General features: G+C 71.3%; 19 protein-coding genes and 1 pseudogene. 13 read left to right on the top strand and 7 right to left on the bottom strand.

Going from position 1 to position 21785, the window contains the following annotated elements; translation table 11 throughout:
- The first annotated feature begins 1 nt into the window (after position 1).
- The 7 genes from D7V93_RS06255 to D7V93_RS06225 all read left to right on the top strand — a co-directional run bounded on the left by D7V93_RS06255 (position 2) and on the right by D7V93_RS06225 (position 7270).
- The gene (locus D7V93_RS06255; protein WP_120642495.1) at positions 2-193 is read left to right on the top strand and encodes a hypothetical protein; all 192 of its coding nucleotides are present in this window, start codon (positions 2-4) and stop codon (positions 191-193) included.
- Positions 194-291: 98 nt separating this feature from the next.
- Positions 292-762 (top strand): hypothetical protein, encoded by a 471-nt coding sequence (locus D7V93_RS47285; RefSeq protein WP_120642494.1) that lies wholly within the window; start codon positions 292-294, stop codon positions 760-762.
- Positions 763-885: 123 nt separating this feature from the next.
- The gene (locus D7V93_RS06245) at positions 886-2532 is read left to right on the top strand and encodes a GMC family oxidoreductase (RefSeq protein ID WP_120642493.1); all 1647 of its coding nucleotides are present in this window, start codon (positions 886-888) and stop codon (positions 2530-2532) included.
- 263 nt (positions 2533-2795) lie between these two features.
- Positions 2796-4232 (top strand): sensor histidine kinase, encoded by a 1437-nt coding sequence (locus D7V93_RS06240; protein WP_244237140.1) that lies wholly within the window; start codon positions 2796-2798, stop codon positions 4230-4232.
- Between the two features lie 77 nt (positions 4233-4309).
- Complete coding sequence (locus tag D7V93_RS06235; RefSeq protein ID WP_341870912.1) at positions 4310-4966, top strand: DUF2378 family protein; 657 nt, start codon at positions 4310-4312, stop codon at positions 4964-4966.
- 103 nt (positions 4967-5069) lie between these two features.
- Positions 5070-6515, top strand: a complete 1446-nt coding sequence (dgt, locus tag D7V93_RS06230) for a dGTP triphosphohydrolase (RefSeq protein ID WP_244237139.1) — start codon at positions 5070-5072, stop codon at positions 6513-6515.
- An 80-nt stretch (positions 6516-6595) separates the two neighbouring features.
- Positions 6596-7270 carry an SOS response-associated peptidase gene (locus D7V93_RS06225; protein WP_120642490.1) on the top strand — a complete coding sequence of 225 codons (675 nt, stop codon included), beginning with the start codon at positions 6596-6598 and terminating at the stop codon, positions 7268-7270.
- Positions 7271-7274: 4 nt separating this feature from the next.
- Here D7V93_RS06225 and D7V93_RS06220 read toward each other — a convergent pair whose 3' ends face one another.
- The 3 genes from D7V93_RS06220 to D7V93_RS06210 form a co-directional block, all read right to left on the bottom strand.
- Positions 7275-7664 (bottom strand): DoxX family protein, encoded by a 390-nt coding sequence (locus tag D7V93_RS06220; protein ID WP_120642489.1) that lies wholly within the window; start codon positions 7662-7664, stop codon positions 7275-7277.
- Positions 7665-7730: 66 nt separating this feature from the next.
- Entirely contained in the window at positions 7731-10124 is a 2394-nt protein-coding gene (locus tag D7V93_RS06215; RefSeq protein ID WP_158623658.1) for a right-handed parallel beta-helix repeat-containing protein, read from the bottom strand.
- A 52-nt stretch (positions 10125-10176) separates the two neighbouring features.
- On the bottom strand, positions 10177-10569 hold the full coding sequence (locus tag D7V93_RS06210; RefSeq protein WP_120642487.1) for a response regulator: 393 nt from the start codon (positions 10567-10569) through the stop codon (positions 10177-10179).
- 262 nt (positions 10570-10831) lie between these two features.
- On the opposite strand from D7V93_RS06210, the gene D7V93_RS06205 reads away from it, so the two are divergent.
- Entirely contained in the window at positions 10832-13564 is a 2733-nt protein-coding gene (locus D7V93_RS06205; RefSeq protein WP_120642486.1) for a PAS domain-containing hybrid sensor histidine kinase/response regulator, read from the top strand.
- 12 nt (positions 13565-13576) lie between these two features.
- On the opposite strand, the gene D7V93_RS06200 is transcribed toward D7V93_RS06205, so the two are convergent.
- From D7V93_RS06200 to D7V93_RS06190, 4 genes are all read right to left on the bottom strand, one after another.
- Positions 13577-15094: an Hsp70 family protein gene (locus D7V93_RS06200; RefSeq protein WP_120642485.1), complete on the bottom strand. Its 1518-nt coding sequence runs from the start codon at positions 15092-15094 to the stop codon at positions 13577-13579.
- Between the two features lie 103 nt (positions 15095-15197).
- Positions 15198-15581, bottom strand: a complete 384-nt coding sequence (locus tag D7V93_RS46445; RefSeq protein ID WP_244237138.1) for a GIY-YIG nuclease family protein — start codon at positions 15579-15581, stop codon at positions 15198-15200.
- Positions 15568-16146, bottom strand: coding sequence for a hypothetical protein (locus tag D7V93_RS46440; RefSeq protein ID WP_244237137.1), 579 nt, complete (start codon positions 16144-16146; stop codon positions 15568-15570). Before D7V93_RS46440 ends, D7V93_RS46445 begins: the two co-directional genes overlap by 14 nt.
- 191 nt (positions 16147-16337) lie before the next feature.
- Positions 16338-17810 carry a sigma-54-dependent transcriptional regulator gene (locus D7V93_RS06190; protein WP_120642484.1) on the bottom strand — a complete coding sequence of 491 codons (1473 nt, stop codon included), beginning with the start codon at positions 17808-17810 and terminating at the stop codon, positions 16338-16340.
- A 179-nt stretch (positions 17811-17989) separates the two neighbouring features.
- On the opposite strand from D7V93_RS06190, the gene D7V93_RS06185 reads away from it, so the two are divergent.
- From D7V93_RS06185 to D7V93_RS06165, 5 genes and pseudogenes are all read left to right on the top strand, one after another.
- Entirely contained in the window at positions 17990-18739 is a 750-nt protein-coding gene (locus tag D7V93_RS06185; protein ID WP_120642483.1) for an OmpA family protein, read from the top strand.
- A 23-nt stretch (positions 18740-18762) separates the two neighbouring features.
- Positions 18763-19197, top strand: coding sequence for a chemotaxis protein CheW (locus tag D7V93_RS06180; RefSeq protein ID WP_120642482.1), 435 nt, complete (start codon positions 18763-18765; stop codon positions 19195-19197).
- 4 nt (positions 19198-19201) lie between these two features.
- Complete coding sequence (locus tag D7V93_RS06175) at positions 19202-19567, top strand: protein CrdC (RefSeq protein ID WP_120642481.1); 366 nt, start codon at positions 19202-19204, stop codon at positions 19565-19567.
- Entirely contained in the window at positions 19564-21390 is a 1827-nt protein-coding gene (locus D7V93_RS06170; RefSeq protein ID WP_120642480.1) for a methyl-accepting chemotaxis protein, read from the top strand. The genes D7V93_RS06175 and D7V93_RS06170 overlap by 4 nt, the downstream gene beginning before the upstream one ends.
- A 7-nt stretch (positions 21391-21397) precedes the next feature.
- Positions 21398-21785: pseudogene (locus D7V93_RS06165) on the top strand (methyl-accepting chemotaxis protein); the annotation flags it as partial.

The raw sequence follows: 21785 nt of genomic DNA, 5'->3' as shown, positions 1-21785 counted from the left end.
CATGACGCCGCCCCCCGAGCCCCTGCCCTTTCCGGACAGCCTTTGCCACCGCTGCGCCGCGCCGCCGAAGTACGTCCAGACGCGGACCTCCACCTTCATCCTCTGTCCGCTCCTGCCCCAGAAGTACGCGCCCCAGCCGGTGCGCGCGTGCCACCTGTTCCGCCCGCTCCCGCCGGGGACCGGGCCCGGCTAGCCCCCGCAAGGAGGGCGGGCGAAGGGGCGGCGGCCCGCGCCCTGTCCGCTCACGCCCCGGGGCATCCCTACCTTTGGCGTCAAGCCAAGGAGCCCCCGATGGCCACCCGCCGCAAGCACGCCACCGCCGCCCCCGCGAAGCGGACCGCCCACAAGGGCCACGCCGCCGGTGCCCGGTACACCGACCCCGCGCTCCGCGAGCGCCTCAAGAAACGCCTCCTGAAGGGCGACAAGGGCGGCCGGCCCGGCCAGTGGAGCGCGCGCAAGGCCCAGCTCCTCGCCAGCGAGTACAAGAAGGCCGGGGGCGGCTACCAGGGCGCGCGCTCGGGCTCGCAGCGCCACCTGACGTCCTGGACGAAAGAGAACTGGCAGACCCAGGAAGGGAGCCCGCGCGCCCGGCACGGCCGCACCACCGCGCGTTATCTCCCGAAGGACGCCTGGGCCCACCTGAGCCCGGCGCAGAAGAAGGCCACGGAGCGCCGCAAGCGCACCGGCTCCCGCGCGGGCCGGCAGTTCGTGCCCAACACCCCCGCCGCGCGCCGGGCGAGGAAGCAGGCCACGAAGCGCTAGCACCCGCCGTCCAGGCGGCGCCTTCCTCCCGGAACGTGTGCGCCGCGCCCTCCGAACAGCCCGCGCGGTTGGCGTACAGTGCGGACCTCCGGGGTGTGCGCCCCACCCCGGACGGAGGACGTCATGGATTGCGACTGGCTCATCATCGGCTCGGGGTTTGGCGGCAGCGTCAGCGCGTTGCGGCTCGTCGAGAAGGGCTATCGCGTGGTGATGCTGGAGAAGGGCCGGCGCCTCCAGGGCCCGGACTTCCCCAAGTCGAACTGGGACCTGAAGCGCTGGCTGTGGATGCCGCGGCTCGGGTGGCGCGGCCTGTTCAAGATGACGTTCCTCCGCCACGTCACCGTGCTGTCCGGCGTCGGCGTGGGCGGCGGCTCGCTCGTCTACGCCAACACGCTGCCCATCCCGAAGGACGACTTCTTCGACGCCTCCTCCTGGGGCCACCTGGCGCCGTGGAAGCAGGAGCTCGCGCCGCACTACGCGACGGCGCGCCGCATGCTGGGCGCCACCGTCAACCCGCTCAACACCTTCCCGGATCAGGTGCTCAAGCAGGTGGGCGACGACCTGGGCCGCACCGACTTCCAGCCCACCACCGTGGCCGTCTACTTCGGCGAGCCCGGCGTCACCGTGAAGGATCCCTACTTCAATGGCGAGGGCCCGGAGCGCACCGGCTGCATCGCGTGCGGCGGCTGCATGCTGGGCTGCCGCCACGGCGCGAAGAACACGCTCGACAAGAACTACCTCTACTTCGCGCAGAAGCGCGGCCTCACCCTCCACGCCGACACCGAGGTGACGTGGGTGCGCCCCCTGCCCGACGGCGACGGCTACGAGGTCACCGCGAAGGAGGGCACCGGCTTCTTCCGCAAGACGCGCCGCTTCACCGCGAAGCACGTCATCTTCGCCGGCGGCGTGCTGGGCACGATGGACCTCCTGCTCAAGCTCAAGGACCGGCCGGACGGCCTGCCCAGGCTCTCCCCGCGCGTGGGCGACGGCGTCCGCACCAACTCCGAGGCCCTCATCGGCATCGTCAGCGGCAAGAGCCGGAAGGACCAGGACCTGTCCAAGGGCATCGCCATCGGGTCCATCCTCCACACCGATGCGCACTCGCACCTGGAGCCCGTGCGCTACCCGGCCGGGTCCGGCTTCTTCCGCCTGCTGATGGCGCCCCACGTCCCCGGCGCCACCGCGTGGTCGCGCATGGCGCGCCTCGTGGGCCTGCTCGCGCGGCGCCCCCTGCGCTTCCTCCAGGCGTGGTTCGTCCCGGACTTCGCGCGCCGCACGATGATCCTCCTCTACATGCGCACCATGGAGGGCCACCTGAGCATGCGGCGCGGCCGCGCGCTCACCACCGGCTTCCGCACCGGCCTCACCACCGGCCTGCAGAAGGGCGCCGCGCCCACCGTCAACATGCCGGAGGCCTTCGACCTGGCGAAGCGCGTGGCCGACAAGCTGGACGGCTTCCCCATGACGATGGTCAGCGAGACGCTCATGGGCATCCCCACCACCGCGCACATCCTGGGCGGAGCGTGCATGGGCGACTCCCCGGAGACGGGCGCTATCGACGCGCGCCACCGCCTGTATGGCCATGACGGGCTCTACGTGGTGGACGGCGCGGCCATCTCCGCCAACCCGGGCGTCAATCCCTCTCTCACCATCACCGCCCTCGCCGAACGCGCGATGACCTTCATCCCCGCCGCGCGCGAGCTGCCCCGGGGCGACACCGACGCCACGCTCGACACGCCGCGCCCCCAGCCCCTCGCCGCGCTGCCCTGACGCTGGCCTCCAATGACCTGCGGTGAGCACGGGCCTCGTACCGCGGTCCTGGTCGCCCTTTGCGCCCTGGACGCAGGGGCGGATGGACGCCCAGACTGGAGTGTGAATGGCCGGTCCGGGTGGGGGACCGCCAGTGTTCACACGCGGTCAATCCTCGTGCCCTGAAGCAGCATGGTGGCTCTCAGGAATCGCGTGTAATTCATATTTTACAGGCTCAATCGCTTCCGCCATCATCGCGGCCGGGTGAAGAGATGGCTTTGTCCGTGTCAGCCAATTCCAAGCATGCGCTGGCGTCTGTTCCCCAGAGGCTGGAAGCGCGGGCGGCGGCGCTCCTGGCGCTGCACCTGCGTGAAGCGCGCGAGCGGGTGGATGCGCTGTTCACCTGGCTGATGTTGGGGCAGTGGGCCATCGCCGTCCTGGTGGCGGCGTTCGTCTCGCCCGCCGCATGGGAGGGCCGGGCGCGGCTTCCTCACCTGGAGACCGCGGTGCTGCTGGGGGCGGCGCTGAGCCTGTTCCCGGTGATGCTCACGCTGCTCCGCCCGGGGGAGGCCGGCACGCGCCACGGGGTGGCGGTGAGCCAGCTGCTCTGGTCCGCCCTGTTCATCCACCTGACGGGCGGGCGCCTCGCGACGCACTTCCACCTCTTCGGCTCGCTGGCGGTGCTGGCCTTCTACCGCGACCCGAAGGTGCTCCTCACCGCGGTCGGGACCGTGCTGGTGGACCACGGCGTGCGGGGCGCGCTGTGGCCGGAGTCCCTCTTCGGAGTGCCCCATCCGGAGGCCTGGCGCTTCCTGGAGCATGGCTTCTGGGTGGCCGTCATCGCCGGGGTGCTGTCCGTCGTGTCCCGGGACGCCCTGCGGGAGCTGCGCGAGAAGGCCCGACGCCAGACCCTGTCGGAACACACGGGCGAGCAGGAGCTGGCGCTGCGCACGGGCCAGCTCGATGCGGCGGTGCGGGAGGTGTATGCCTTTCGCGACCACACCGCCCGGCAGGATCGGCTGGTGTCACTGGGGCAGCTCACCGCCAGCGTCAGCCACGAGCTGCGCAACCCCCTGGCGGCGGCTCGCACCGCGCACGCCTTCATCGTGCGCCGCCTGCGCAAGACGGAGGACGGCGCCCTCGATCCGCGCATCCCTCGCTTCCTGGACATCATCGACCGGGAGCTCCAGGCGTGCTCGGTCATCGTCTCCAACCTGCTGGACTACGCGAAGGGCCGCGCGCCCCGCGTCAGGCCGTGCCCGCTGCGGCCCCTGGTGGAGGAAGCCATCAGCGTGGTGCCCGTTCGCGAGGGCGTGCGCGTGAACAACCAGGTGCAGGACGGGCTGCCGGTGCCGCACCTGGACCGCGAGCAGTTCCGGCAGGTGCTGGTCAACCTCATCCAGAACGCGGTGGAGGCCATTCCTCCGGAGCGCGTGGGTGAGGTGTGCGTGCACGCCGAGGCCCGGGACGACGGAGGCTGGTGCCTGCGTGTGACGGACGATGGGCCCGGCATCCCCGCGCCGATGCTGGAGCGCATCTTCGAGCCGATGTTCACGACCAAGCTGCACGGCACCGGACTGGGGCTCGCCATCGTGAAGCGTCTGGTGCAGGGCCACGGTGCCCGCATCCAGGCGGAGAGCGACTTCGGCCGCGGCTCCCGCTTCACCGTCCTCTTCCCCGACGCCCGTTCGCCGGAGCACGCGGTGCCGGCGCATCCCTAGCGTCCGCGCCCGGTTGGCTTCAAGCTGTGCGGTGGTGGGCAGGCCCACGTGGTCATGGAGGTCGCATGCAGGCTCAGGTGAAGCCATCGAAGGATACCCGTCTGGTGGAGGCGGACTGGGTGGTCCGGCGCATGGCGGCCACGGAGGAGGACACGGCGCGGGGCATGTTCTTCCTCGGGGTGCTGGAGTCGGTGCGCGTGGGAATGGGCGAGGAGGCGGTGGCGGCCTGCCGGGCCGCCACGGAGGGGCGGAGGTTCGTGGGCTTCTTCAACTACCCGGTGTCCACCTTCCTGCAGCTGGTGCAGGTGGCGGCGCGCGTGCTGGCGCCCCGGTGGGGTGGGGGGGACGAAGCGCTGCGGCAGATGGGCATGCAGGGCACGCGCGGCTTCCTGGAGTCCGCGGTGGGCCGCACCTTCCTGCTGCTCGCCATGGGCGACACGCACAAGCTCGTCTCCAACCTGCCCTCCGGCTACCGGCTCGCGGTGAGCTACGGGGACCGGTCGGTGGAGTGGAAGGGGCCGCGGGAGGCGGTGTTCTCCATGCGGCGCGACTTCATGCCGCCGCCGTACCACGAAGGCGTGCTGCGCGAGGTGCTCACCATGGTGGGCGCGAGGAACCCGCGCATCGTGGGCCGCAAGCTGAGCCTGCTCGACACCGAGTACCACATCACCTGGGACGCGCCGGTGGACCTGACGGCCGGGAACTCGAGGGCGCGCCGCGGGGTGGTCCAGTAGGCCGCGCCGCGAGGGCGGACAGGGCCTGGCGGGAACTTGCGCGGACGGGGCGCGGGAGCACGATGGCGGCGCCCTTTCTTCCGGCGAGCGTGAGGCCCCCTTCGTGAGCAGCGAGAGTCAGGAACGGACGGAGCGCTGGCGGCGGCTCCTGTCGAACACGCGCATCGGTTCGGAGCCCCGTCCCGAGCGCGAGCAGGCCGCGACGCCGGACGCGACGCGCCGGCTCGTCGATGAGCGCACCGCGTACGACCGGGACTACGACCGCATCGTCTTCTCCAGTGAGTTCCGCTGCCTGCACGACAAGACGCAGGTGTTCCCCCTGTCGACGAGCGACTACACGCGCACGCGGCTTACCCACAGCATCGAGGCGTCGTGCGTGGGGCGCTCCCTGGGACAGCAGGCCGGGCTGGGGCTCAGGGAGCAGGGCGTGGACCTGGAGCCCGCGCGAATGGGCACCATCGTGGCGGCGGCGTGCCTGGCGCACGACATCGGCAATCCGCCTTTCGGCCACTCCGGAGAGGCCGCCATCCAGCACTGGGTGGAGCAGCGCCTGGCGCCTCCGGGGACGGGGAGCTCAAGCCCGTTCCGGACGGAGGCCGAGTGGAAGGACCTGCGCGACTTCGAGGGCAATGCGCAGGGCTTCCGCATCCTCAACCGCCTGCAGTCGCGCGAGCGCCGGGGCGGGCTGCGCTACACGGCCGCCACGCTGGGCGCGATGAGCAAGTACCCGCGCCCGTCGGTGCTCCCCGGCTCGCGCGAGCCCGCGAAGGGCATCGTGTCGGAGAAGAAGTTTGGCTATTTCCAGGACGACCGGGAGCTGGCGGAGCTGGCCTGGCGGGAGCTGGGATTGCGCGAGCGCGAGCCCGGCGTCTTCTGCCGTCACCCGCTGGCCTTCCTCGTCGAGGCGGCGGACGACATCTGCTACGCCGTCATCGACCTGGAGGACTCGGCGAAGCTGGGCCTGCTCCCCATGCAGCAGGCGTGTGAGCTGCTGGAGTCGCTGCTCCCGGACACCCCACGCTCCCGGCCCTCGCGCCACCTGGAGACCCGCATGGCGCAGGCGCGCGCGATGGCCATCGGCGAGCTCATCCCCGCGTGTGTCTCCGCCTTCCTGGAGCATGCGGCCGCGCTGGAGGCCGGCACGCTGGAGACGTCGCTCAAGTCGCTGCGCCCCCAGGTGAAGAAGAAGCTGGGGGCCATCACGGACCTCACCCGCCGGTACGGCTACGAGAGCGAGCGCGTCCTCCAGATTGAAAGCGCGGGCTTCAAGACGCTGGGCGGGCTGCTGGAGATGTTCGCCTGCGCGGTGGTGGCGGAGGCGCCCAACCGCGAGGAGAAGAAGCTGCGGCAGTTGATGCCGCTGGAGTGCTTCCAGCGCCCGGAGTTCGCGGCCGCGGACGAGGAGGCGCCGCCCGAGCGCGACGAGGCCATCCGCCGCCTCAGCCCCTACCAGCGCCTGCTGTGCGTGACGGACTACATCTCCGGCCTGTCGGACAGCCGCGCGGTGGAGCTCTTCCAGCGCCTGTCCGGCATCAAGCTGCCCACCTAGTTCCGGCCGGCCTGTCGGTTCCCCACCGACCAGCCACCCGGAACGTGCGAGCCCGGCCTCCGGGCGCTAGGCTTTCCCCCATGTGTGGCCGAGTCACCGTCCGGACCTCTCCCGCGCAGCTCGTCGCCGAGCTGGAGCTCGCGGGCGCGCGCGCGACGCTGGAGCGCGAGCGCTTCAACCTGTGTCCCACGCAGCTCCTGCCCGTGGTGCCCAACGACGGCGAGCGGCTGCTGGACGTGTTCCGCTGGGGGCTCATCCCCTCGTGGGCGAAGGACGCGTCCATTGGCAACAAGCTCATCAACGCGCGCGGCGAGACGGTGGCGGAGAAGCCCAGCTTCCGCTCGGCGCTGAAGCGGCGCCGGTGCCTCGTGGTGGTGGACGGCTGGTACGAGTGGAAGCAGTCCACGAAGCCCAAGACGCCCTACCTGTTCCACCACCGCGACGGGAAGCCGCTCGCGCTGGCGGGGCTCTGGGAGGAGTGGACGGCGCCGGACACCGGTGAGGTGCTTCGCACCTGCACCATCATCACCACAGGCCCCAACGCGCTGATGGCGCCCATCCACGACCGGATGCCCGTCATCCTGTCACCGGAGGCCCAGGCCGTGTGGCTGCGCCCGGAGCCGCAGGAGGCCGCCGTGCTGCTGCCGCTGCTCGTCCCAGCGTCGGACGCGGCGCTGGCGCACTACGAAGTGGCCCGGGTGGTGAACTCGCCCGCCAACGACGGGCCGGAGTGCGTGGCCCGCCTGGCGGCCTGAAGCGCTACGCCCTGCGGCGCAGGCGCGCGTCCAGGCTGAACGGGCCGCCGCCGATGATGACCGCCGCGACCATCACCGTCAGGTAGAGCAGCGCCAGCTCCATCTTCCCGAACGGATCCGCGTGGTGCTGGACCAGGGCCACCCCCATGGTGAACCCGGCGACCAGCGCCGCGGGCCGCGTGACGAGCCCCAGCGCCACGCACAGCCCGCCCAGGAACTCCGCGAGCGCCGCGCACCACGCGAAGAACGTGGGCGCGGGGAAGCCCAGCCGCTCCACCGCCCCCGCGAAGCCGGACATGTCCCCGGTCACCTTGCCCAGGCCGTGTCCGAAGGCCAGCGTCAGCCCGAACACCGCCCGCACCACCGTCCACCCCAGCGCGATTCGTTCCGCCATGATCCGTGTCCCCTGCGTCCTGTGACGTCGCGGCGCATCCTGGCACGCGCCCTGGTGGCTCGCGCCCTATTGCGGCGCCCCCGCGTAGAACTTGGGGCCTTCGTCCGTCCAGCCGCTGGCCACGAGCGAGGCCCGCTCCGCCTGCGACGTCGTGAACGTGTGCCGCGACGCGGCCGGATGCACCAGGCGATACACCGGCACCAGGCACGGCCCGGGAGCGGTGGCCGCGTGGAACCCGATGCCCTCGTCCGTCGTGTAGCCGTACGTCGTCTGGGCGCTCTGCTTCTCCGCCGCGTCGATGGTCCAGAAGTGCTCCATCACCGTCGGGTGGTAGAGCCGGTACACCGGTGACAGCCCCGCGCCCGCGGTGGTGGACGCGAGGAACGCGACGCCCAGGTTGTCGGTGTAGCCGTACGTGCTCGCCGCGCTCTCCGCCTCCGACAGCATCGTGGTGAAGAGGTGGTCACCGGATGTGGGGTTGCGGCGGTGGTGGACCGGAGCGCTCACGACGCACGCGGAGGCCACGGGCTTGTCGCGCCACTCGATGGCGCCGATGCGCGCGGACGGCTGCGCGGGGGACGTCTGCGGCCAGTACACCGCCTTGAGGACCTCCGACGGCAGCGCCTGCCCGCGGCCCCAGACGTCCGCGCTCGCCGGATCCTGGGTGAAGTCCTTCGTCGCGGCGTTGACGAAGAAGGGGTGTCGGGTGCCGCCGGTTCGCTCCACGGACTGGGGCTCGCGGCCGGGGTTGGCGGTGCGGAAGGCGGCGAGGCTCGCGTACGACACGGCGGAGGTGTTCGCCGCGCGCTGGAAGCGGATGAGCGTCGCGGGGGCGCCGGTGCTGGGGCGGTAGTAGGCCTGGTAGTCGTGGGCCTGGAGGATGGCGGGCGCGCCGTACGCCGTCGCGTTCGGGTCGTCCACGTTCAGGAGCGGCCGGGCCGACAGCGAGCCGGAGAGCAGGTTGTTCATCAGCACGACCCCTTCCGCGTTGCAGGTGTTGGCCAGCGGCCCCACCGACGAAGGCTCGCAGTGGTCGTAGTTGCCGGCCACCTGCGGGTCGCACCCGTTGGCGGTGGTGCACGCCTTGCCGCCCGGCACCGTGTCGCCGCTGAAGCACCGGTTGTCGTCCACGATGCTGACGTTGGCGGAGTAGCCGGCGCTGGACGCGTCGTTGTCCACCGCGGTGTTGTTCCACAGCTGCACGTTGCGCGAGCCGAACACCGCGATGCCCGTCTGGCTGTTGTCGTGCACGACGTTGGAGGCGATGACGCCGTGGTGGGACACCTCGTAGAAGAGCCCCTTCGCGTCGTTGTAGCGGGCCACGTTGCGGGCCAGCACGAACCAGCGGTCGCCGGGGTCCGTGGCGCCGCAGCCCTGGTCGCACCAGAAGCCGTTCGCGGCGTTGTGCTCGAACAGGTTGTTGAACACCACGCCGTCCCGGATGAACGTCACCTTCATCCCGGCCTCCACGGTGTTCGCCCACCGGCGCACGTTGTTGTACGACATGACGTTGTGGTCGACGATGAGCCGCTGCGCGTTGCTCGCCTGCGCGCCCGTCCACCCGTTGTTGACGAGCACGTTGCCTGACAGGCGGATGTCCCGCCCATGCGCCACGCCCACGCCGTTGCCCGCGTTGTTCGCCACGGTGGAGTTCTCCAGCACCGCGCCGGAGTCCGACTCGGTGTCCCGGTACAGGAGCACCGCGCCCTTGTAGTAGGTGAGCCCGTTGACCGTCCTGCTCCAGTTCACCGTGCACGTCGCGTAGTTCTGGATGTCCAGCCCGGCGAACTTCACCAGCGGCGCGTTCGTCTTCAGCGCCCAGCGCTTGAGCGCCACCTCCACCTCGGTGGGGCTGTCCGCCAGCGTCAGCACGTTCGTCGCGGCGTCATAGCGGTACTGCCCGCTGGACAGCGTCGCGCCCGGCGCCACCCGGCGCAGCGGGATGCCCGCGCGAGTCACCGCGAACGGCGTCTCCGAGCCATGGTCGCGCCCCGCCTGGCCCAGCAACACCGTGTCCGCGCAGTCCGCCTCCACCGGCGTCGGATCGAACCCGGTGAGCGTCTTCGTGTACGGCCCGGTGCCGCTGAAGCCCGTCACCGCCACGCTGCCCCGGAGCGACACGACGTCGCCCTTGTAGCGCTGCACCGTCACCCGGGGCCGGCTCACGGTGAGATCCCCCTCGCGGTAGGTGCCCGCCTTGAGCACCACCGTCCACGTCGTCGCATCCGCGGGCTTCGCGTTGACGACCTGGAGTGCCCGGCCCAGCGTCTGGTACGGCTGCGCCTCCGTGCCCGTACCGGCGGTGTCGTTGCCACCGGGCGCCACGAAGACGGCGTTGGCGGACGGTGGCTCGTAGTACGCCGTGGGCACGGGCGGCCGTGAATACACATGCGCCGCCAATCCCTGACCCACTGCCGTGTCGACAGCCTCCGGTGTTTCATCCCCCTCGGGTGGGGGCATGAAACAGGCCTGTATCACGGCAAGGAGACTCAGGAAGGGCAGGGTGCGGGTTTTAGCTGGAATTCTCGTCTTCATTGGGAGGCGGACAATACGGTGCTACCGCCTCCAGCAGTACCTCCATGTGCAGGGGCTTGAGCAGGAGTCCCACGGTGCCCGCCATCTGCTCCTTGGGGAAGCTGGCCGTGAGGACGAAGACAGGGAGTCCGCAGAGGGTCGCATCGTCGTTCAACCGCCTGAGGAAGCCGTAGCCGTCCAGCACCGGCATCATCAGGTCCAGCAGCACGATGCAGGGCTTGCGACACGAGGCGAGGGCCAGCAATCCCTCCTCCCCATTGGACGCCGTCAGGACGGAGTAGCCTTCGAGTTCCAGGTAGCGAGCCAGGACTTCCAGCTCCGGCTCGTCATCGACGATGAGAATGAGGGGGGCCGCGTTCGGGTCTGACACGACTCTCTCTTCCGTGGGGTCAGTGGAAAGCTAGGTCGCCCCACCGCCGCAGCGCCCAGGGCTGGCTTCTGACTCCAGGCAGGCGGCACGGATGACGGACGGTGTGGGAGGGGGCTGTCCGGCAGGCTGCCCCCTAACCCCCTGAACCGCCGTGTCCCCGGGGGATTGGGACGGTCCGGCGCCTGCCCACCTCCACGGTTTTCATGGATGGCGTGGAACTGGCGCCTCGACTGACCTACAGTTCTTGGACGGAGGGGGAAGGTTGCCCGAACTGCCACCCAGCGCGTATCCGGCCTTGTTCGAGCACACCCGTGACGGGGTGCTCGTGCTGGACCCGACCCTGCGGGTCGTGGCCGTGAACCGCGCCGCGGAGGCACTGCTCGGCCCCCGCGAGGTGCTGGTGGGGCTGCAGGTGGACCACGTGCTGCCGGGCTGGGTGCCCCCGCAGGCGGGAAGCGCCCCCTACGAGACCCGCTGGCAGGGGGCGGCGCTCCACTCGCTGAGCGTGCTGTCCATCCCACAGGCGGACGGTGGCCGGGTGCTGCTGCTGCGCCGCACGGACGACACCCACTCGGAGGCCGAAAACACCCTGCGCCAGCAGAAGGAGTTCTTCGAGGCGGTGGTCTGCCACAGCCCGGTGGCCATCGTGACCATCAGCCGCGCCTTCGAGGTCCTCACCTGGAACCCCGCCGCGGAGACGCTCTTCGGCTACACGCCGCAGGAGGCGCTGGGGCGCAACATCCTCAAGCTCGTGGCCAACGCGGACGGCATCCGCCCGGAGGCGGAGGAGACGTCGCGCGAGGTGCTGCGCAAGGACCGCGTGCACGTCGTCACCCGGCGCGTGCGCAAGGACGGCACGGCGGTGGACGTGGAGCTGCGCGCGCTGCCGGTGATGGTGGCCGGCCGGTCGCTGGGCTTCATCGCCATCTACCACGACATCACCGACCTCCAGCGGGCGCGCCAGGCCGCCGAGGACGCCAACCAGGCCAAGAGCCTCTTCCTGGCCACCGTGAGCCATGAAATCCGCACGCCGATGAACGCCATCATCGGCATGGCGGGGCTCTTGATGGACACGGCGCTGACGCCCGAGCAGCGCGACTTCGCGTCCACCATCCGCCAGAGCGGGGATGCGCTGCTGGAGCTGCTCAACGACATGTTGGACTTCTCCAAGATCGAAGCCGGCCGGGTCGAGCTGGAGCAGAAGCCCTTCGACCTGCGGCAGTGCGTGGAGTCCGTGTTGGATCTGCTGGCCATGCGCGCCAGCGAGAAGTCCCTGGACCTGGGCTACCACGTCACCGACGAGACGCCCGTGAACGTGGTGGGCGACTCCGCGCGGCTGCGGCAGGTGCTGCTCAACCTCGTGGGCAACGCGGTGAAGTTCACCGAGCGGGGCGGGGTGTCCATCTCCGTGGACACGCCCCGGCGGCCGCTGGCGCCCACGGGGACGTTCGAGCTGCACTTCGCGGTGCAGGACACGGGGCTCGGCATCTCCGAGTCCGCGCGCAGCGGCCTGTTCCAGCCCTTCAACCAGCTGGACGAGTCGGTGTCCCGGCGCTTCGGCGGCACGGGGCTGGGGCTCGCCATCAGCAAGCGGCTGGTGGAGGCGATGGGCGGGCGGCTGTGGATGGAGAGCGAGGGCGTGCCGGGCCGGGGCGCCACGTTCCACTTCACCTTCCAGGCGCGCGAGGCCCCGCGCAGCGCGGAGTCCCTGCGTCCGGATTCGCTGAAGCTCCAGGGCCGGCGGGTGCTGGTGGTGGACGACAACGCCATCAACCGCAAGCTGCTGGGCCGGCAGCTGTCCGCGTGGGGGATGGACATCGTGGAGGTGGGCTCCGGGGTGGAGGCGCTCACGCGCCTGGAGTCGGGGGCCCGGTTCGACCTGGCCATCCTGGACCACCGCATGCCGCTGATGGACGGCCCCACGCTGGCGGCGCACATCCGCCAGCAGCGTGACGCGCGCGAATTGCCCCTGCTGCTGCTCACCTCGTTCGACCAGCGCGACGCCCAGCCGCACGGGATGTTCACCGCGGTGCTGCCCCGGCCGGTGAAGGCCTCGCAGCTCCACGACGCGCTGATGACGTGCCTGGCGAGGGATCTCATCTCCGCGAAGCCGCCGCCCGCGCCGGCGCTCGCCACCCGCGAGCGCTCGGTGTTCAACGCGCGCCCCGGCGAACAGATGCCGCTGCGCATCCTCCTGGTGGAGGACAACCCCACCAATCAGAAGCTGGCGCTGCTGGTGTTGGATCGGCTGGGCTACCCGGCGGACACGGCCTCCAACGGCCGCGAGGGGCTGCACGCCCTGGAGCGCGCGCGCTACGACGTCGTGCTGATGGACGTGCAGATGCCGGAGATGGACGGCCTGGAGACCACGCGCCAGCTGCGCACGACGGTGCCCGCCGCCGAGCAGCCGTGGGTCATCGCCATGACGGCCAACGCCATGACGGCGGACCGGCGCGAGTGCCTGGACGCGGGCATGGACGACTTCCTCAGCAAGCCCATCCGCGTGGAGGAGCTCATCTCCGCGCTGCGCCGCGCCTGGGAGCGGCTGCCGCGCGACCCCGGGGCCCGCCCTGTCGCGCACGTCCCGGAGGTCCTCCGCGTGGGCACCCCGCGCATCCGCGGGCTGGAGCCCTCGGCGCTGGAGCGGCTGTGGCAGTCGCTGGACGGGCAGGTGGAGCGGATGCTCCCGGAGCTCATCGACACGGCGCTGGAGAGCATGCCCCGGCTGATGGACGACGCGCGCACGGCCCTGGCGCAAGGGGAGCTGGAGAACCTGGCGCGCGCCGCGCACACGCTCAAGTCCAACGCGGCCTACTTCGGGGCGTCCCGGCTGGAGTCGCTGTGCTGGGACATCGAGCAGCGCGCGGACGCCGGGGTGCCGGAGGCGCTGGGGGGGCTGGGGCCGCTCGTCGCGCAGTGCCAGGACGCGCTGGAGGAGAGCTGCCGGCTCCTGGATCAGCTCAAGGGCACCGTGGTGGCCCGGGCCGTGTGCTGAACCCCGGGTGTCTCAGGCGCGCTGGGGCGCGTTGGGGTCGGTGATGGTCAGCGGCTGACGCCGTCCGTCCGGCGCGACGAGGCTTGCGGTGAGGGAGAAGTCCGGCGCCATGCGCAGCTCCAGCGTGGTGGGCCCCGGGTGGGCCACGCGCCAGTCCGGTTCGATGCGCACGGTGCCCAGCAGCTCGCGCTCCACGGTGGTGCGATCCAACGCCTCGAAGAGGGCCACGGGCACGGGGCCGGGCCAGGGCGGCAGGTCCAGGGCCACGGAGCGGGTGCCGGGCACGGGGGTGTTGGCGGGGAGCACCTCGTGCTGGCCGCCGCCGGGCACCATGGCGCCAATGGGCATGGGCACCACGTCCGACAGGCCGGTAATGCCGCGCGCCAGGTTGCGCCCGAGGATGGCGGCGCCCACGGCCACGCCCAGCTCCGGGTGGACCTCCTTGTCCGACGACAGCTTGCGGAAGTGGGACAGGCGCTTGCGGATGGCGGGCATGCGCGTCTGGCCGCCCACCATCACCAGCTCGTCGATGGCGTCCGGCTTCAGGCCCGCCTTCTCCAGCACGTCGTCGCACGCGGCGGCGGTGCGCTCGATGAGCTGGAACACCATGGCCTCCACCTGTTCGCGGGTGAGCGTGTAGTGGAAGTCCACGAAGGCGCCGTCCTTCTGGGTGATGCACGGCACGCGCAGGGGGACGGACGTGGCGCTGCTCAGCGCCATCTTCGCGGACTCGGCGGCGAAGACGAGCCGCTGCATGACGACCTTGTTGCCGCGCAGGTCGATGCCGTGCTGGCGCCGGAAGTCCTCCACCAGCGATTCGACGATCTGCTCGTCGAAGTTGGCGCCGCCCAGGAACGCGTCGCCGCCGGTGGCCAGCACCTTCACCACGCGGTTCTGCACCGCCATCAGGGTGACGTCGAAGGTGCCGCCGCCCAGGTCGAACACCATCACCGTCTGCTCGGGGTTGCGCAGGTTGGCGTAGTAGAGCGCCGCGGCGGTGGGCTCGTTGACGATGGCGCGCACGCGCAGGCCCGCCTTCTCCGCCGCGTGGCGGATGGCCTCGCGCTGGCGGATGTTGGCGTGCGCCGGCACGGTGAGCACGCACTCCTCGAAGCGCGCGCCGGCCGTGTGGTTGGCGAGCGTGTGGATGTGCTTGAGGATGAAGTGGGCCACGTCGATGAGCGGCGTCACCTTGCCGTACACCTCCACGGCGGTGTAGCCGTCCGGGCCCTCCACCAGCTCGAAGGCGAAGCGGCCCCGGTGGCGCGCCACGTACTCGGACTGGAAGCGGCGGCCCAGGAAGCGCTTGGCCCCGAAGATGGTGTGGCGCGGATCGTCGATGATCTGCCGCCGCGCCGCGGGGCCGACGATGGCCTTGTCGCCCGCGTGGAACCACGCGATGGAGGGCAGCGTGAGGCTCTTCTCCGCGATGGGCACCACGCGCAGCTTGCCCGCCTTGTCGAAGAAGGCCGCCGCGGTGTTGGTGGTCCCGAAGTCGATGCCGAGGATGGGGGCGGCGCTCGTGCTCATGAAGTGCCCCCATCCTGGCACGTCTCAATGCGTCGCGGCACCCGTCCCGTGAGGGGGAGGGAGCGTTCAGGAGTGCTCCCCCACGTCTCCCTCCAAGCGAGGCTCAGGGCCTGGGCGGCGTGTTGTAGCCGGCGTCGCCGTAGGGCTTCAGGCGCTCCAGCCACATCCCCTCCAGCACCTTCAGCTCCTCCACGGGCGGCGTCGCACCGGGCTCCTCCAGGGGCGGGAGTTGATCCAGCACCTCCAGGGAGAAGGCCGCCTCGCCGTAGCGGTCCCAGTCCGCCTGGAGCTCCGGGACGCGGTGCATGCGCTGGGCGAACTCGAAGCGGATGCGGTTGAACATCGCGGGCAGGTTGATGCTGTGGCCCAGGAACACCTTGCCGTTGACGCGGTTGCGGATGACGTAGATGCCCATGGGCACCGCGGCTTCCTTGTAGGCGCGCTTGCGCTCCGAGCGGGCGGCGCGCGAGTCATCAGTCGGCGACATGGCGGCCTCCGTACCCGAGCGCGACGAGCTTCACTTCCAGCCGGGCCCGCGCGGCGCTGTCGCGCGGACGCACCCAATCGCGGCCCATCCGTTCCCAGTCTGGATCCGCCGTGTCGATGCCCAGCGCCTGGAGGAAGTCGGCCTCGCAGACGAAGCACTGATGACGGAAGGGGAAGAGGAAGCCGCCCTGCGCCGCGAACGATGCGGCCGCTTCGTCGTAGGTCGCGAACCAGCGGTTGAGGAAGACGCCCTGCTGCTTCTGGAAGAACCCGCCCGTGTCCAGCGCGGGCGGGGGCGCGGCGTCGCTCAAGGCCTGCTTCAACTGCGTCCAGGTGGCGTGGCCGGCCTCCCGGGCGATGACCGCGAGCCCGTGCTTGTGGCGCACGGTGTCCCGGCGCGCGAGTACCTCGCCGAGGGACAGGCCCGCGAAGAAGGGCAGGGCGCGCATGCGCTCGGCGGCGCGCGTGGCGCGGGTGGTGTCGGGCGAGTCCAGGTCCTTGAGCAGGAGCGACGCCCGGACCTTGCACTCGTGAAGCGTGACGGTGGAGGTGCTGCCGGTTCCCATGACGATTCCTTCGGTTGCGGCCCTCACCCGCGGGTGGACCGGAAGGACTTCATCGGGAGCATGTCGGCTGCGGGTGAAGCGAGGGTGACGTCGTCTTTTCGGGTGCAGGCGCCCCTCGGCACCTGCGCGCAATAGACCAGACGTCTCGAGCGCGCGTCAACGCGCCCGGAAGCACGCGGCCAGGCAGGCCCTCAGGACTCGGACTGCCCCCGGCGCAGGCCCAGGGCCTTCATCTTCTTGTAGAAGTGGCCGCGCTCCAGGTCGAGGATCCGCGCGGCCTCCGTCACGTTGTCGTGCGTGTGGGCGAGCACGTGCTGGATGATCTCCCGCTCCGCGTCCTCCACCTGCTCGCGGAACGTCTGGTCCACGCGCGGCCGCCACCCGGGCGGGCCGGACGCAGCGGGCGCGACGGCTTCCGCACCCATGGGCGTGGTCGTCCCCGTCAGCGGGGCCAGCGGCGCGTCTCCGCCCACGGTGGCCGCGGGCATCGGTGGCAGGGGCCGGCCCCGGGGCAGCAACTCCAGCGCGTCGGTGCGTGAGACCACGGGGCCCTCGCAGAGGATGGCCAGCCGCTCCACCAGGTTGCGCAGCTCGCGCACATTGCCCGGGTAGTCGTATGCGCTCATCACCGCGAGCGCGTCCGGAGACAGCATCAGCGGCCGGCGGCCGTTCTTCGCGCACGCCTCGCGCAGGAAGGTGCCGATGAGGTCCGGCAGGTCCTCGCGCCGCTCGCGCAGCGGGGGCGAGTGAATCTGCACCACGTTGATGCGGTAGTAGAGGTCCTCGCGGAAGCGCCCGGCGGCGATCTCCTTCTCCAGATTCTTGTTCGTCGCCGCGAACACGCGCACGTCCACCTTGAGCGTCTCCGTGCCGCCCACGCGCTCCAGCTCTCCCTCTTGCAGCACGCGCAGGAGCTTCGACTGCATCGCGGCCGGCATGTCGCCAATCTCGTCGAGGAAGAGCGTGCCCTCGTGCGCCAGCTCGAACTTGCCGCGCCGCACGCTCACCGCGCCGGTGAACGCGCCCTTCTCGTGGCCGAACAGCTCGCTCTCGATGAGGTCGTGCGGCACCGCCGCGCAGTTGAGCTTCACGAACGGCCCGCCCTTGCGCCGCGAGTGCTGGTGCAGCGCCCGGGCGATGAGCTCCTTGCCGGTGCCGTTCTCGCCGGTGATGAGGACCCGGCCCTCGCTGGGCGCCGCCCGCTGGATGAGGGAGAAGATGCGCTGCATGGCGGGCCCGCCGCCCACCATGTCGAAGCGGCCCAGCTGCGCGCGCAGCTCCTGCAACTCCTCCATCGCCGCCTGGTGCGTGAGCACGTTGCGCAGCGCCACCAGCAGCCGGTCGCGCGCAAGCGGCTTCTCCAGGAAGTCGCGCGCCCCCAGCTGCGTCGCCTTCACCGCCGTGTCGATGGTGCCGTGCCCCGACATCATGATGACGGGCAGCTCCGGCTTCAGCTCCGTGAGCCGCGCCAGCACCGTGAGGCCGTCCATGTCCGGCATCTTCACGTCCATCAGCACCGCATCCACCGGCCGTGCGCTCACCACGTCCAGCGCCACCTGCCCGCTGCTGGCCAGCTCCGTGCGGTAGCCGGCCAGCTGCAACGACTGGCTCAGGGTCAGGAGGATGTTTTTTTCGTCATCGACGATGAGGACGGCGGCGGGCATGGGCAAACCGGTCACACTCTCATGAAAATAATCGGGGCTTCAAGTGACTCGTTCGGGTCCGAAGGGTGGGTAACGGACAAATCTTTTGACTCGCCCGGGCGGGTGCGACTAGACGCGACGGACTTCGGCCCGCGTGTTCGTGGGTCCCCTTTTCCCGTGATTTGGTGTTCGGAGGAATGATGCGTCGGATTTCGCTTTGGGCGGGGATGGCCCTCGCCGTGGCCGTGCTGACCGGGTGCCCGCCCACCTACCCCAAGTGCAACAACGACGATAACTGCAAGGAGAAGGGCGAGGTCTGCGTCCAGGGCCAGTGCCAGGAGTGCGCCGAGGACGCGAACTGCCGCGAGGGCTTCACCTGCCAGGCGAACAAGTGCGCCCCCAAGCCCCCCGAGTGCACCACGGACACCGCGTGCGGCGCCGGTCGCATCTGCGAGGCCGGTAAGTGCGCCGAGGCCCAGTGCAAGGACGACTCCGCGTGCAACGGCGGCAAGTGCCAGGCCGGCCGCTGCCAGGCCCCCAAGGACACCTGCACCGCCGCCACGGACTGCGGTGAGGGCCAGGACTGCCAGGGCGGCCGCTGCGTGACGGCGGACGCCAGCTCGCGCTGCGACTTCGCTCCGGTGCGCTTCGGCTTCAACGAGTCCACCCTGGACTCCAGCGCGCAGTCGCGCCTGGGCGACCTGGCGGCCTGCATCAAGGCGAGCCAGGGGAAGATCACCCTGGGCGGCCACGCGGATGATCGCGGCACGGAGGAGTACAACCTCCAGCTGTCCAACCGCCGCGCCGCCGCGGTCAAGCGCTACCTGACCGACCTGGGCGTGCCGTCCAACCGTCTGACGACGGTGGGCTACGGCGAGAACCGCCCGGTGTCCAACGGGGCCACCGAGGAAGCGTGGGCGGAGAACCGCCGCGTGGAGTTCCAGCGCTAGTTCTGGGGTAGGCTCTGGCGCGAATGGCCGCCCTTGAGTCGGAAACGCGTCAGTCCTACCTCGTCTTCGCGTGTGGAAGCAGTTGGTACGCGGTGCCTGCGGAAGCCGCGGCGGAGGTCGTCACCTTCCCCGAGCTGACGCGGGTACCGGGTTCCCCGCCCCACCTGCTGGGCGTGTTCGCGCACCGGGGTGAAGTCATCCCCGTCGTGGACATGAGCCTGCTGGTGGGAGGGGTGACCGCCGGCTCCCGCCGCGCGGTGCTCGTGCGGCTGCCCCGCGGCACCCTGGCCCTCACGGCCAGCAGCGTCGCCGGGGTGTCGCCCGTGCAGGGTCCGCTGGAGCCCCTGGGCCCCACGGGCGTCCACGTCCACCTGCGAGGCCCCGGCAAGAGCGGCTCGCGCGACGTGGCCGTCATCGACCCCGAAGGCCTCTTCGACCACCTCAGCCAGGGCAGCTAGCCCCATGTCGCCCGCCCGGGTCGAGGGGACGCTCCTGTGCCACGTGGGCCACCACCGCCTCGCCTTCGCGGCGAGCGAGGTGGCCTCCATCGGCGCGCCGGACGCCACCTGCGTGTCCGCCCGAGGCGCCTTCCGCGAGTCCGCGAGCGTCCAGCGCGTGCTCGTCGCGGCCACGGGGGAGGCGGTGGGGGTGGACGGGCTGGAGATCGACGCGGAGGTGCTGTCGGTGCTGCCGCCCTCGCCGGTGGTGGCGCGGGCCTCCGGAGGAAGCCTGCGTGGCTTCGTGCTGACGCGCGGGGTGCTCTGGCCGCTGGTGCACCTGGAGGGCTTCGAGCGCTACCTGCGCGGCCTGGGCGGGGAGGGCACATGACGCCGCCCGCGGAGTGGCGCGCGCTTGCTCGCTGGACGACGCGCCCGCGCGTGCTGGGCAGCAGCGTGGGCGTGGCGCTGGCGCTCCTGCACGTCCACCTGTCCCACACGTTGCCGCCCCAGGGCCGGGGGCCGCTGTCGGTGCTCGGGGTGATGGCGCTCGCACTGTTCCTGGGGCTGGGCACCCTGCGCGACAACCGGGCCCTGCGCACGCTGATCGCCCTGGGCGAGGGCCGGGTGCCCGCCACGCCCGAGCACCTGCGCCTCGCGCTCCAGGAGGTGGCGGCCATGCCCGGCCGCGGCTTCTGGTTCGCCATGCAGGGCTGGCTGGGCGGGACGGTGGCGGTGGCGCTGTCCTTCCCGCTGCTGGCGCACGTGCCGTGGACGGAAGGCCTGCGCGTGATGCTGATGGGCGTGTCGCTGGGGCCGCTCAGCTCGATGCTCGTCTACCTCATGCTGGTCCGCCGGGGCCGGGCCACCCAGGGGTGGCTGGTGGCCGCGGGGCTGTCGCCGCTGGAGGTGCTGGCCGCCCTGCCGCCCCGGCGCATGCACATCCGAAGGCGCTTGGTAGCGTTCACCGCCATCGCGGTCCTGAGCCCGTCGCTCTTCATCCTGGACGTGGCCTTCACGCGCACGGTGGCGGTGGTGGACGCGTGGGCGCAGGCCACCACGACCGAGGCGCGCGGGGAGGTCATCGCGCGGGCGCGGCGGGGCGAGGGGCCGCCCCTGGGGCTGCTCTCGGGGCTCGTCACGCTGCTCATCCTGGGCACCGCGGCGCTCGCGGGCACGGCGCTCTCCGAGCCCCTGCGCGCCATCACCGAGGACGCGACGCGCATCGCGCGCGGCGAGGTGCGGCCCCCCCGCGTCATCCACGCCGAGGACGAGGTGTGGGCCACCTCCGCGGCCTTCACCCAGATGCAGGTGCAGCTGGTCCAGGCGCTCACGCAGCTGCGCAAGGCGGGCCTGCAGATCTCCACCACCACGTCGCAGCTGGTGGCCACCAGCACGGAGCAAGAGGCCGGCGCGGACGAGCAGGCGGGCTCGCTCAACGCGACCAGCGCCACCACGGAGGAGCTGGCGCGCTCGGCGCAGCAGATCGCCGACAACGCGGAGTCCGTGTCCGCCATCGCGGAGCGGACCTTCGGCGCGGCGCAGTCCGGCCAACGCGGCGCCACCGCCTTCCTGGGCGCCATGAAGCGCATGAAGTCGGACAACGAGGACATCGCGGACGCGGTGGTGCGCCTCAACAAGCGCGTGCAGCAGATTGGCAAGGTGGTGGAGTTCATCAACGAGATCGCCGACAAGTCGGACCTGCTGGCGCTCAACGCGGAGCTGGAGGGCACGAAGGCGGGCGAGGTGGGGCGGGGCTTCTCGCTGGTGGCCGCGGAGATGCGCAGGCTCGCGGAGAACGTCATCCGCTCCACGAAGGAGATTGAAGGGCTCATCGGGGAGATCCGCGACGCGACGAACGCGGCGGTGATGGCCACGGAGGCGGGCCTGAAGACGACGGAGCTGGGCACGCTGCTCGCGGCGCAGGTGGACGACAGCCTGGGGCTCATCCTGGAGCTGGCGCGACAGACGTCGCACGCGGTGCGCAGCATCTCGCTGGCCACGCTGCAGCAGCAGACGGGCACGGATCAGCTCGCGGCGGCCATGGGGGACATCCTGCGCGTCACCGAGCAGAACGCCGCGGCGACGAAGCAGATGGTGGCGGCGAACGCGGACCTGTCCTCGCTGGCGCACGACCTCCAGCACGTGGTGGAGCGCTTCCACGTCGAGTCCTCCGTGGAGTCTCCCAGCGGCAGTGGCACCGGGGAGGGGTGAGGCGACCATGGCTCCGCGCAGCGGCCCCCGGCGGGCCTCCTTCAGCCGACACCTGATGTTCCCCGTCCCGCTGGCGAACCTGGTGGGCTCCACGCTGGGCCTGCACTTCGCCTCGCTGGTCCTGGGCGGGCCGCTGGTGGTGGACCTGGGCACGCTCGTCCTCATGGTGGTGGGCGTGAGCCTGCTGCACATGCTCCTGGGCCTGGGCGTGACGCTGCAGCGGCTTCCCACGCTGCGCGCCCTGGAGCGCGGGGACGTGGCGCCCACGCCCGCGAACCTGGCGGTGGCCGTGGGCGAGGTGTCGCGCGCCCCGGGCGAGGCGTTCTTCCTCTCGCTGGGCCTGTGGGTGTTGACGACGGGCGTGGTGGGCATGGTGGTCTGGACGGGGATGGGGC

Source organism: Corallococcus llansteffanensis (genome assembly GCF_003612055.1).
Classification (GTDB): Bacteria; Myxococcota; Myxococcia; order Myxococcales; family Myxococcaceae; genus Corallococcus; species Corallococcus llansteffanensis.
Note: the sequence above shows the minus strand (reverse complement) of the source record. Positions and strands in the feature narration are given on the sequence as shown.